The sequence below is a fragment of the Escherichia sp. AM3 genome, assembly GCF_032029835.1.
GTDB classification, from domain to species: Bacteria; Pseudomonadota; Gammaproteobacteria; order Enterobacterales; family Enterobacteriaceae; genus Escherichia; species Escherichia coli.
Window position 1 is genome coordinate 26,031 of the sequence record NZ_JAVUPQ010000009.1, and the last position, 12,482, is coordinate 38,512.

The 12,482-nt window shown below is 52.5% G+C and carries 12 protein-coding genes; 10 read left to right on the plus strand and 2 right to left on the minus strand.

The genetic code is table 11. The annotated features are described in order from the left end of the window. Window positions 1–13 precede the first annotated feature (13 nt). From cyoB to RTW80_RS06225, 5 genes are all read left to right on the plus strand, one after another. Window positions 14–2,005, plus strand: coding sequence for a cytochrome o ubiquinol oxidase subunit I (gene cyoB / locus RTW80_RS06205; RefSeq protein WP_000467180.1), 1,992 nt, complete (start codon window positions 14–16; stop codon window positions 2,003–2,005). Beyond that, window positions 1,995–2,609 carry a cytochrome o ubiquinol oxidase subunit III gene (locus RTW80_RS06210; RefSeq protein WP_000179819.1) on the plus strand — a complete coding sequence of 205 codons (615 nt, stop codon included), beginning with the start codon at window positions 1,995–1,997 and terminating at the stop codon, window positions 2,607–2,609. The genes cyoB and RTW80_RS06210 overlap by 11 nt, the downstream gene beginning before the upstream one ends. Continuing rightward, window positions 2,609–2,938, plus strand: coding sequence for a cytochrome o ubiquinol oxidase subunit IV (locus tag RTW80_RS06215; RefSeq protein WP_000019869.1), 330 nt, complete (start codon window positions 2,609–2,611; stop codon window positions 2,936–2,938). The genes RTW80_RS06210 and RTW80_RS06215 overlap by 1 nt, the downstream gene beginning before the upstream one ends. 11 nt (window positions 2,939–2,949) lie before the next feature. After that, entirely contained in the window at window positions 2,950–3,840 is an 891-nt protein-coding gene (gene cyoE, locus RTW80_RS06220) for a heme o synthase (protein WP_000971336.1), read from the plus strand. A gap of 148 nt (window positions 3,841–3,988) precedes the next feature. Beyond that, window positions 3,989–5,353, plus strand: coding sequence for an MFS transporter (locus RTW80_RS06225; RefSeq protein ID WP_001741301.1), 1,365 nt, complete (start codon window positions 3,989–3,991; stop codon window positions 5,351–5,353). A gap of 127 nt (window positions 5,354–5,480) precedes the next feature. Here RTW80_RS06225 and yajQ read toward each other — a convergent pair whose 3' ends face one another. Then, a complete protein-coding gene (gene yajQ / locus RTW80_RS06230) occupies window positions 5,481–5,972 on the minus strand; it encodes a nucleotide binding protein YajQ (protein WP_001138904.1) in 492 nt (163 codons plus the stop codon). 167 nt (window positions 5,973–6,139) lie between these two features. Between yajQ and panE the strand changes: the two genes are divergently transcribed. Together panE and yajL are read left to right on the plus strand one after the other, a co-directional pair. Further along, window positions 6,140–7,051 (plus strand): 2-dehydropantoate 2-reductase, encoded by a 912-nt coding sequence (gene panE, locus RTW80_RS06235; protein WP_000705865.1) that lies wholly within the window; start codon window positions 6,140–6,142, stop codon window positions 7,049–7,051. Further along, complete coding sequence (gene yajL / locus RTW80_RS06240; protein ID WP_001276305.1) at window positions 7,014–7,604, plus strand: protein deglycase YajL; 591 nt, start codon at window positions 7,014–7,016, stop codon at window positions 7,602–7,604. Before panE ends, yajL begins: the two co-directional genes overlap by 38 nt. A 53-nt stretch (window positions 7,605–7,657) precedes the next feature. Here yajL and thiI read toward each other — a convergent pair whose 3' ends face one another. Further along, window positions 7,658–9,106, minus strand: coding sequence for a tRNA uracil 4-sulfurtransferase ThiI (thiI, locus tag RTW80_RS06245; protein ID WP_000668682.1), 1,449 nt, complete (start codon window positions 9,104–9,106; stop codon window positions 7,658–7,660). 205 nt (window positions 9,107–9,311) lie between these two features. On the opposite strand from thiI, the gene xseB reads away from it, so the two are divergent. From xseB to dxs, 3 genes are read left to right on the plus strand one after another with little or no spacing between them, the layout of a single operon-like run. Continuing rightward, a complete protein-coding gene (gene xseB / locus RTW80_RS06250; RefSeq protein ID WP_001124935.1) occupies window positions 9,312–9,554 on the plus strand; it encodes an exodeoxyribonuclease VII small subunit in 243 nt (80 codons plus the stop codon). After that, window positions 9,554–10,453: a (2E,6E)-farnesyl diphosphate synthase gene (gene ispA, locus RTW80_RS06255; protein ID WP_000347217.1), complete on the plus strand. Its 900-nt coding sequence runs from the start codon at window positions 9,554–9,556 to the stop codon at window positions 10,451–10,453. The genes xseB and ispA overlap by 1 nt, the downstream gene beginning before the upstream one ends. A 24-nt stretch (window positions 10,454–10,477) precedes the next feature. Next, window positions 10,478–12,340, plus strand: a complete 1,863-nt coding sequence (dxs, locus tag RTW80_RS06260; RefSeq protein ID WP_000006806.1) for a 1-deoxy-D-xylulose-5-phosphate synthase — start codon at window positions 10,478–10,480, stop codon at window positions 12,338–12,340. The last annotated feature ends 142 nt before the right edge of the window (window positions 12,341–12,482 follow it).

The window sequence follows — 12,482 nt, forward strand, 5'->3', positions numbered from 1 at the left end:
AGGAAGAATAAAGATGTTCGGAAAATTATCACTTGATGCAGTCCCGTTCCATGAACCTATCGTCATGGTTACGATCGCTGGCATTATTTTGGGAGGTCTGGCGCTCGTTGGCCTGATCACTTACTTCGGTAAGTGGACCTACCTGTGGAAAGAGTGGCTGACCTCCGTCGACCATAAACGCCTCGGTATCATGTATATCATCGTGGCGATTGTGATGTTGCTGCGTGGTTTTGCTGACGCCATTATGATGCGTAGCCAGCAGGCTCTTGCCTCGGCGGGCGAAGCGGGCTTCCTGCCACCTCACCACTACGATCAGATCTTCACCGCGCACGGCGTGATTATGATCTTCTTCGTGGCGATGCCTTTCGTTATCGGTCTGATGAACCTGGTGGTTCCGCTGCAGATCGGCGCGCGTGACGTTGCGTTCCCGTTCCTCAACAACTTAAGCTTCTGGTTTACTGTTGTTGGTGTGATTCTGGTTAACGTTTCTCTCGGCGTGGGCGAATTTGCGCAGACCGGCTGGCTGGCCTATCCACCGCTATCGGGAATAGAGTACAGTCCGGGAGTCGGTGTCGATTACTGGATATGGAGTCTCCAGCTATCCGGTATAGGTACGACGCTTACCGGTATCAACTTCTTCGTTACCATTCTGAAGATGCGCGCACCGGGCATGACCATGTTCAAGATGCCAGTATTTACCTGGGCATCACTGTGCGCGAACGTACTGATTATTGCTTCCTTCCCAATTCTGACGGTTACCGTCGCGTTGTTGACCCTGGATCGCTATCTGGGCACCCATTTCTTTACCAACGATATGGGTGGCAACATGATGATGTACATCAACCTGATTTGGGCCTGGGGCCACCCGGAAGTTTACATCCTGATCCTGCCTGTTTTCGGTGTGTTCTCCGAAATTGCGGCAACCTTCTCGCGTAAACGTCTGTTTGGTTATACCTCGCTGGTATGGGCAACCGTCTGTATCACCGTGCTGTCGTTCATCGTTTGGCTGCACCACTTCTTTACGATGGGTGCGGGCGCGAACGTAAACGCCTTCTTTGGTATCACCACAATGATTATCGCCATCCCGACCGGGGTGAAGATCTTCAACTGGCTGTTCACCATGTATCAGGGCCGCATCGTGTTCCATTCTGCGATGCTGTGGACCATCGGTTTTATCGTCACTTTCTCGGTGGGCGGGATGACTGGCGTGCTGCTGGCAGTACCGGGCGCGGACTTCGTTCTGCATAACAGCCTGTTCCTGATTGCGCACTTCCATAACGTGATCATCGGCGGCGTGGTCTTCGGCTGCTTCGCAGGGATGACCTACTGGTGGCCTAAAGCGTTCGGTTTCAAACTGAACGAAACCTGGGGTAAACGCGCGTTCTGGTTCTGGATCATCGGCTTCTTCGTTGCCTTTATGCCGCTGTATGCGCTGGGCTTCATGGGCATGACCCGTCGTTTGAGCCAGCAGATTGACCCGCAGTTCCACACCATGCTGATGATTGCAGCCAGCGGTGCAGTACTGATTGCGCTGGGTATTCTCTGCCTCGTTATTCAGATGTACGTTTCTATTCGCGACCGCGACCAGAACCGTGACCTGACTGGCGACCCGTGGGGTGGCCGTACGCTGGAGTGGGCAACCTCTTCCCCGCCTCCGTTCTATAACTTTGCCGTTGTGCCGCACGTTCACGAGCGTGATGCATTCTGGGAAATGAAAGAGAAAGGCGAAGCGTATAAAAAGCCTGACCACTATGAAGAAATTCATATGCCGAAAAACAGCGGTGCAGGTATCGTCATTGCAGCTTTCTCCACCATCTTCGGTTTCGCCATGATCTGGCATATCTGGTGGCTGGCGATTGTTGGCTTCGCAGGCATGATCATCACATGGATCGTGAAAAGCTTCGACGAGGACGTGGATTACTACGTGCCGGTGGCAGAAATCGAAAAACTGGAAAACCAGCATTTCGATGAGATTACTAAGGCAGGGCTGAAAAATGGCAACTGATACTTTGACGCACGCGACTGCCCACGCGCACGAACACGGGCACCACGATGCAGGCGGAACCAAAATCTTCGGATTTTGGATCTACCTGATGAGCGACTGCATTCTGTTCTCAATCTTGTTTGCTACCTATGCCGTTCTGGTGAACGGCACCGCAGGCGGCCCGACAGGTAAGGACATTTTCGAACTGCCGTTCGTTCTGGTTGAAACTTTCTTGCTGTTGTTCAGCTCCATCACCTACGGCATGGCGGCTATCGCCATGTACAAAAACAACAAAAGCCAGGTTATCTCCTGGCTGGCGTTGACCTGGTTGTTTGGTGCCGGATTTATCGGGATGGAAATCTACGAATTCCATCACCTGATTGTTAACGGCATGGGTCCGGATCGCAGCGGCTTCCTGTCAGCGTTCTTTGCGCTGGTCGGCACGCACGGTCTGCACGTCACTTCCGGTCTTATCTGGATGGCGGTGCTGATGGTACAAATCGCTCGTCGCGGCCTGACCAGCACTAACCGTACCCGCATCATGTGCCTGAGCCTGTTCTGGCACTTCCTGGATGTGGTTTGGATCTGTGTGTTCACTGTTGTTTATCTGATGGGGGCGATGTAATGAGTCATTCTACCGATCACAGCGGCGCGTCCCATGGCAGCGTAAAAACCTACATGACAGGCTTTATCCTGTCGATCATTCTGACGGTGATTCCGTTCTGGATGGTGATGACAGGGGCTGCCTCTCCGGCCGTAATTCTGGGAACAATCCTGGCAATGGCAGTGGTACAGGTTCTGGTGCATCTGGTGTGCTTCCTGCACATGAATACCAAATCAGATGAAGGCTGGAACATGACGGCGTTTGTCTTCACCGTGCTAATCATCGCTATCCTGGTTGTAGGCTCCATCTGGATTATGTGGAACCTCAACTACAACATGATGATGCACTAAGAGCGGCGGTTATGATGTTTAAGCAATACCTGCAAGTAACGAAACCAGGCATCATCTTTGGCAACCTGATCTCGGTGATTGGGGGATTCCTGCTGGCCTCAAAGGGCAGCATTGATTATCCCCTGTTTATCTACACGCTGGTTGGGGTGTCACTGGTTGTGGCGTCGGGTTGTGTGTTTAACAACTACATCGACAGGGATATCGACAGAAAGATGGAAAGGACGAAGAATCGGGTGCTGGTTAAAGGCCTGATCTCTCCTGCTGTCTCGCTGGTGTACGCCACCTTGCTGGGTATTGCTGGCTTTATGCTGCTGTGGTTTGGCGCGAATCCGCTGGCCTGCTGGCTGGGGGTGATGGGCTTTGTGGTTTATGTCGGCGTCTATAGCCTGTACATGAAACGCCACTCAGTCTACGGCACATTGATTGGTTCGCTCTCCGGCGCTGCGCCGCCGGTGATTGGCTACTGTGCAGTAACCGGCGAGTTCGATAGCGGCGCAGCGATCCTGCTGGCTATCTTCAGCCTGTGGCAGATGCCTCACTCCTATGCCATCGCCATTTTCCGCTTTAAGGATTACCAGGCGGCAAACATTCCGGTATTGCCAGTGGTAAAAGGCATTTCGGTGGCGAAGAATCACATCACGCTGTATATCATCGCCTTTGCCGTTGCCACGCTGATGCTCTCTCTTGGCGGTTACGCTGGATATAAATATCTGGTGGTCGCCGCGGCGGTTAGCGTCTGGTGGTTAGGTATGGCTCTGCGCGGTTATAAAGTTGCTGATGACAGAATCTGGGCGCGCAAGCTGTTCGGCTTCTCTATCATCGCCATCACTGCCCTCTCGGTGATGATGTCCGTTGATTTTATGGTACCGGACTCGCATACGCTGCTGGCTGCTGTGTGGTAACAAAACCTCTCAGTTAAAAAGGTGCTACGGCACCTTTTTTCTTAGCATTAGAAACATATCCCTCTCGAAATATTTACTAAAAAATCCGCATGTTTACCCCATTCGTTTGCCGCTTTACACTAGTCGCGAATTTAAAACAGAGGTGGTAATGAACGATTATAAAATGACGCCAGGTGAGCGGCGCGCGACCTGGGGTTTAGGAACCGTTTTCTCGTTGCGCATGCTGGGCATGTTTATGGTTCTGCCGGTTCTGACCACGTATGGCATGGCTCTGCAAGGTGCCAGCGAAGCATTAATCGGTATTGCCATTGGTATTTATGGTCTGACTCAGGCCGTTTTTCAGATTCCGTTTGGCCTGCTTTCCGACCGCATTGGTCGCAAACCATTAATTGTCGGTGGGCTGGCGGTGTTTGCCGCCGGTAGCGTTATCGCTGCGCTTTCTGACTCCATCTGGGGAATTATTCTGGGCCGGGCGCTACAAGGCTCCGGTGCGATTGCCGCTGCCGTTATGGCGCTGCTTTCCGATCTCACGCGCGAACAAAACCGTACCAAAGCAATGGCGTTTATCGGCGTGAGCTTTGGCATTACCTTTGCCATTGCGATGGTGCTTGGCCCGATCATCACTCACAAACTTGGGCTGCACGCGCTGTTCTGGATGATCGCTATTCTGGCAACGACCGGCATTGCGTTGACCATTTGGGTTGTGCCCAACAGTAGCACTCACGTACTTAATCGTGAGTCCGGAATGGTGAAAGGCAGTTTCAGTAAAGTGCTGGCGGAACCGCGGCTGCTGAAACTCAACTTTGGCATTATGTGTCTGCATATTTTGCTGATGTCGACGTTTGTTGCCCTGCCCGGACAACTGGCTGATGCAGGGTTCCCGGCGGCTGAACACTGGAAGGTCTATCTGGCGACAATGCTAATCGCCTTTGGCTCGGTCGTGCCTTTCATTATCTACGCTGAAGTTAAGCGCAAAATGAAGCAAGTCTTTGTCTTCTGCGTCGGGTTGATCGTGGTTGCGGAAATTGTGTTGTGGAACGCGCAAACGCAGTTCTGGCAACTGGTGGTCGGCGTGCAGCTTTTCTTTGTGGCGTTTAATTTGATGGAAGCCCTCCTGCCCTCACTTATCAGTAAAGAGTCGCCAGCAGGTTACAAAGGTACGGCGATGGGTGTTTACTCCACCAGCCAGTTTCTTGGCGTGGCGATTGGCGGTTCGCTGGGCGGCTGGATTAACGGCATGTTTGACGGTCAGGGGGTATTTCTCGCTGGCGCAATGCTGGCCGCAGTGTGGCTGACAGTCACCAGTACCATGAAAGAACCGCCGTATGTCAGCAGTTTGCGCATTGAAATCCCGGCGAACATTGCCGCAAACGAGGCGTTAAAAGTGCGTTTGCTAGAAACTGAAGGCATCAAAGAAGTGTTGATTGCAGAAGAAGAACATTCAGCTTATGTGAAAATCGACAGCAAAGTGACGAATCGCTTTGAGATAGAACAGGCAATTCGTCAGGCATAAAAAACGCGGCGAATTGCCTGCTGCGCTACGCTTATCAGGCCTACAAAGTTTCTGAATTACAAACCTTTGTAGGCCGAATCAGGCGTTCATGCCGCATCTGACATGAACAAAACGCACATAGTCGCGATTAATCGCGGAAGTTTTTGAACTGGAACGGCTGACCGAGATCGCCACCACGTACCATCGCCATGACAGCCTGCAAATCATCACGAGATTTGCCCGTTACGCGGATTTCATCGCCCTGAATTTGCGCCTGCACTTTCAGTTTGCTGTCTTTGATCATCTTGACGATTTTCTTCTGGGTCGCGCTCTCAATGCCCTGTTTCAGTTTCGCTTCCACAAACCAGGTTTTACCGCTATGAACGATATTCTCCGGTACATCCAGCGAACTGCCTTCAATGCCGCGCTTCAGCAGCTTGGCACGCAGAATATCCAGCAACTGATTGACCTGGAAATCGGACTCGCTCAACACTTTGATGGTTTTGCTGGCGTCGTTCAGCTCAAATGAGGCTTCAACGTTACGGAAGTCAAAACGGGACTCCACTTCGCGGCTCGCGTTATCGACCGCGTTACGTGCTTCCTGAAGATCAACTTCAGAGACAATATCGAAAGATGGCATCTTTTCCTCTCCCTTCATTTTTGATGCGAAGCATAATACCCGCAAAGTTAAATAACCGACAGTCCTGCACCAGGACGTATCCCTTAATTGTGCATAGTCGCAACAGCATGCACAATTAAGGGATAGCCTTATTGAACACCCGGAGTGGTTGCGGGTGAGGAGGAACAATGAAAATTACCGTATTGGGATGCGGTGCCTTAGGGCAATTATGGCTTACAGCACTTTGCAAACAGGGTCATGAAGTTCAGGGCTGGCTGCGCGTACCGCAACCTTATTGTAGCGTGAATCTGGTTGAGACAGATGGTTCGATATTTAACGAATCGCTGACCGCCAACGATCCCGATTTTCTCGCCACCAGCGATCTGCTCCTGGTGACGCTGAAAGCATGGCAGGTTTCCGATGCCGTCAAAAGCCTCGCGTCCACACTGCCTGTAACTACGCCAATACTGTTAATTCACAACGGCATGGGCACCATCGAAGAGTTGCAAAACATTCAGCAGCCATTACTGATGGGCACCACCACCCATGCAGCCCGCCGCGACGGCAATGTCATTATTCATGTGGCAAACGGTATCACGCATATTGGCCCGGCACGGCAACAGGACGGGGATTACAGTTATCTGGCGGATATTTTGCAAACCGTGTTGCCTGACGTTGCCTGGCATAACAATATTCGCGCCGAGCTGTGGCGCAAGCTGGCAGTCAACTGCGTGATTAATCCACTGACTGCCATCTGGAATTGCCCGAACGGTGAATTACGTCATCATCCGCAAGAAATTATGCAGATATGCGAAGAAGTCGCGGCGGTGATCGAACGCGAAGGGCATCATACTTCAGCAGAAGATTTGCGTGATTACGTGATGCAGGTGATTGATGCCACAGCGGAAAATATCTCGTCGATGTTGCAGGATATCCGCGCGCTGCGCCACACTGAAATCGACTATATCAATGGTTTTCTCTTACGCCGCGCCCGCGCGCATGGGATTGCCGTACCGGAAAACACCCGCCTGTTTGAAATGGTAAAAAGAAAGGAGAGTGAATATGAGCGCATCGGCACTGGTTTGCCTCGCCCCTGGTAGTGAAGAGACTGAAGCCGTCACCACTATCGATCTGCTGGTTCGCGGCGGTATCAAAGTCACCACTGCCAGCGTCGCCAGCGATGGTAACCTGGCGATTACCTGCTCGCGCGGCGTGAAGCTGCTGGCGGATGCGCCGCTGGTCGAAGTGGCTGATGGCGAATATGACGTGATCGTGCTGCCTGGTGGCATTAAAGGCGCGGAGTGTTTTCGCGATAGCACTCTGCTGGTTGAAACCGTTAAACAGTTCCACCGTTCCGGGCGTATCGTCGCGGCTATTTGCGCCGCGCCAGCCACCGTGCTGGTGCCGCACGATATCTTCCCGATTGGTAATATGACCGGCTTCCCGACGCTGAAAGACAAAATTCCCGCCGAACAATGGCTGGACAAGCGCGTCGTCTGGGATGCACGGGTAAAATTGCTGACCAGCCAGGGGCCGGGTACAGCTATCGACTTTGGTCTGAAAATTATCGACCTGTTGGTTGGGCGTGAAAAAGCCCATGAAGTGGCATCACAACTGGTGATGGCGGCAGGGATTTATAATTATTACGAGTAGTGTCGGATGCGGCAAACGTCGCATCTGACCAGATGCGACGTAAAAACCACAAATTACGGGCGATATACCTTCACATTGTTAAAGCCCTGCTCGCGCAGATAGAGCGCCTGCAGACGGCTCATCACCCCGCGCTCACACCACAGCAGCCAAGTTTTGTTCTGGTCGAGATCGCCAAATTTGGTGCTCAGTTTATAGAACGGCAGAGAAACCACATCAATCCCTTCGACTTTCAGTGGCTTATCTTCCTGTTCATCGATAGAACGGATATCGAGGATCACGTCGTTCGGGCCGAAGCCATTGACGGTTTCCACTTCCACCACTTCCTGCTCGGTCTGCTGGGCGATTTCGCGGATATCAACGTTATTCGCCTCCTCAACCACTTTATCGAGAATGCTGAAGTCGAACTTCTCTTCTTCCGCTTCAATCTTCGATTTAACCGCTTTCACCGTCGGGCTTTTGGAGATCACGCCACAATATTCCGGCATCGTGCGAGCAAAGTCTTCAGTGCCAATCTGGCGGGCCAGGTTGATGATGTGCTCTTTGTCGTAAGAAATCAGCGGACGCAGGATCAGCGTATCAGAGACGTTATCAATCAGGCGCAGGTTGGTCAGCGTCTGACTGGACACCTGGCCGAGCGCTTCGCCGGTGACCAGCGCCTGTACGCCGTAACGTTCAGCCACTTTAGACGCGGCACGCACCATCATACGTTTGAGGATAACGCCCATCTGACCGTCGTCGATTTTCTCGAGAATTTCCCCGACGACCGGTTCGAAATTAATAGCGACAAAACGCACGCGGTGGGAGCTGCCAAAACGATTCCACAGATAATGCGCCACCTGACGCACGCCAATTTCATGCGCCGCGCCGCCGAGGTTAAAGAAGCAGTAATGCACGCGGCAGCCGCGACGCATCAACATATAACTGGAAACACCGGAGTCGAAACCACCGGAAATGAGCGACAGCACATCTTCCTGGGTGCCGATCGGGAAACCGCCAATACCTTCGTAGCGGCCTTTAATCAGCAGGAGACGATCGTCTTCCACTTCCAGATGGACAGTCACTTCCGGATTGGTCAGCTTCACGCGCGCGGACTCAATATGCTGATTTAAACCGCCGCCGACGTAACGTTCCACATCAATCGAGCTAAAATCATGTTTGCCACGGCGCTTCACGCGTACGCAGAAGGTTTTGCCTTCCAGCTGATCGCGATACTGAACCAACGCTTTCTCGAAAATATCGTGCATGTCGGTAAACGGCACGTCTTCGACTTCGAGAATATGGTGGATACCCGGAATACGGGTCAGGGCGTCGCGAATAGCCAGACGCTGGTTTTCATCTTTTGCGCGAACTTCGATGTTATCCCAGTGGCGGACGACAGCGAGCGTCTCATCATAGTGCTTTAAAACGTTACGAATGTTCCCGGTAAGGATTTTTATAAAGCGCAAGCGCACAGATTGGCTTTTGATGGTGATTTCCGGGAACAATTTAATGATAAACTTCATGGCGGCAATGGTTCGTTGGCAAGCCTTAAGCGACTTGTATAGGGAAAAATACAGCAGCCCACACCTGCGGCTGCATCCAGGCGCGGAAGTATACCACTAACATCGCTTTGCTGCGCACATCACCTTACCATTGCGCGTTATTTGCTATTTGCCCTGAGTCCGTTACCATGACGGGGCGAAAAATATTGAGAGTCAGACATTCATTATGCCGAAGAAAAATGAGGCTCCCGCCAGCTTTGAAAAGGCGCTGAGCGAGCTGGAACAGATTGTAACCCGTCTGGAAAGTGGCGACCTGCCGCTGGAAGAGGCGCTGAACGAGTTCGAACGCGGCGTGCAGCTGGCACGTCAGGGGCAGGCCAAATTACAACAAGCTGAACAGCGCGTACAAATTCTGCTGTCTGACAATGAAGACGCCTCTCTAACCCCTTTTACACCGGACAATGAGTAATGGACTTTCCGCAGCAACTCGAAGCCTGCGTTAAGCAGGCCAACCAGGCGCTGAGCCGTTTTATCGCCCCACTGCCCTTTCAGAACACTCCCGTGGTCGAAACCATGCAGTATGGCGCATTATTAGGTGGTAAGCGCCTGCGACCTTTTCTGGTTTATGCCACCGGTCATATGTTCGGCGTTAGCACAAACACGCTGGACGCACCCGCTGCTGCCGTAGAGTGTATCCACGCTTACTCATTAATTCATGATGATTTACCGGCGATGGATGATGACGATCTGCGTCGCGGTTTGCCGACCTGCCATGTGAAGTTTGGCGAAGCGAACGCGATTCTCGCTGGCGACGCTTTACAAACGCTGGCGTTCTCGATTTTAAGCGATGCTGATATGCCGGAAGTGTCGGATCGCGACAGAATTTCGATGATTTCTGAACTGGCGAGCGCCAGCGGTATTGCCGGAATGTGTGGTGGTCAGGCGTTGGATTTAGACGCGGAAGGCAAACACGTACCTCTGGACGCGCTTGAGCGTATTCATCGTCATAAAACCGGCGCATTGATTCGCGCCGCCGTTCGCCTTGGCGCATTAAGCGCCGGAGATAAAGGGCGTCGTGCTCTGCCAGTACTCGACAAGTACGCAGAGAGCATCGGCCTTGCCTTCCAGGTTCAGGATGACATCCTGGATGTGGTAGGAGATACTGCAACGTTGGGAAAACGCCAGGGTGCCGACCAGCAACTTGGTAAAAGTACCTACCCTGCACTTCTGGGTCTTGAGCAAGCCCGGAAGAAAGCCCGGGATCTGATCGACGATGCCCGTCAGTCGCTGAAACAACTGGCTGAACAATCACTCGATACCTCGGCACTGGAAGCGCTAGCGGACTACATCATCCAGCGTAATAAATAAACAATAAGTATTAATAGGCCCCTGATGAGTTTTGATATTGCCAAATACCCGACCCTGGCACTGGTCGACTCCACCCAGGAGTTACGACTGTTGCCGAAAGAGAGTTTACCGAAACTCTGCGACGAACTGCGCCGCTATTTACTCGACAGCGTGAGCCGTTCCAGCGGGCACTTCGCCTCCGGGCTGGGCACGGTCGAACTGACCGTGGCGCTGCACTATGTCTACAACACCCCGTTTGACCAATTGATTTGGGATGTGGGGCATCAGGCTTATCCGCATAAAATTTTGACCGGACGCCGCGACAAAATCGGCACCATCCGTCAGAAAGGCGGCCTGCACCCGTTCCCGTGGCGCGGCGAAAGCGAATATGACGTATTAAGCGTCGGGCATTCATCAACCTCCATCAGTGCCGGAATTGGTATTGCGGTTGCTGCCGAGAAAGAAGGCAAAAATCGCCGTACCGTCTGTGTAATCGGCGATGGCGCGATTACCGCAGGCATGGCGTTTGAAGCGATGAATCACGCGGGCGATATCCGTCCTGATATGCTGGTGGTCCTCAACGACAACGAAATGTCGATTTCCGAAAATGTCGGCGCGCTCAACAACCATCTGGCGCAGCTGCTTTCCGGTAAGCTTTACTCTTCACTGCGCGAAGGCGGGAAAAAAGTTTTCTCTGGCGTGCCACCCATTAAAGAGCTACTCAAACGTACCGAAGAACATATTAAAGGCATGGTAGTCCCTGGCACGTTGTTTGAAGAGCTGGGCTTTAACTACATCGGCCCGGTTGACGGTCACGATGTGCTGGGGCTTATCACCACGCTGAAGAACATGCGTGACCTGAAAGGCCCGCAGTTCCTGCATATCATGACCAAAAAAGGTCGTGGTTATGAACCGGCAGAAAAAGACCCAATCACTTTCCACGCCGTGCCTAAATTTGATCCCTCCAGCGGTTGTTTGCCGAAAAGTAGCGGCGGTTTGCCGAGCTATTCAAAAATCTTTGGCGACTGGTTGTGCGAAACGGCAGCGAAAGACAACAAGCTGATGGCGATTACTCCGGCGATGCGTGAAGGTTCCGGTATGGTCGAGTTTTCTCGTAAATTCCCGGATCGCTATTTTGATGTAGCGATTGCCGAGCAACACGCAGTGACCTTTGCTGCGGGACTGGCCATTGGTGGATACAAACCCATTGTCGCGATCTACTCCACCTTCCTGCAACGCGCCTATGATCAGGTGCTGCATGACGTGGCAATTCAAAAACTCCCGGTCCTGTTCGCCATCGACCGCGCGGGCATTGTTGGTGCTGACGGTCAAACCCATCAGGGTGCTTTTGATCTCTCTTACCTGCGCTGCATACCGGAAATGGTCATTATGACCCCGAGCGATGAAAACGAATGTCGCCAGATGCTCTATACCGGCTATCACTATAACGATGGCCCGTCAGCGGTGCGCTACCCGCGTGGCAACGCGGTAGGCGTGGAGCTGACGCCGCTGGAAAAACTGCCAATTGGCAAAGGCATTGTGAAGCGTCGTGGCGAGAAACTGGCGATCCTTAACTTTGGTACGCTGATGCCAGACGCGGCGAAAGTCGCTGAATCGCTGAACGCCACGCTGGTCGATATGCGTTTTGTGAAACCGCTTGATGAAGCGTTAATTCTGGAAATGGCCGCCAGCCATGAAGCGCTGGTCACCGTAGAAGAAAACGCCATTATGGGCGGCGCAGGTAGCGGAGTGAACGAAGTGCTGATGGCCCATCGTAAACCAGTACCCGTGCTGAACATTGGTCTGCCGGACTTCTTTATTCCGCAAGGAACTCAGGAAGAAATGCGCGCCGAACTCGGCCTCGATGCCGCCGGTATGGAAGCCAAAATCAAGGCCTGGCTGGCATAATCCCTACTCCACTCCTGCTATGCTTAACAAATTATTCATAGACTCTAAATAATTCGAGTTGCAGGAAGGCGGCAAACGAGTGAAGCCCCAGGAGCTTACATAAGTAAGTGACTGGGGTGAACGAATGCAGCCGCAGCACATG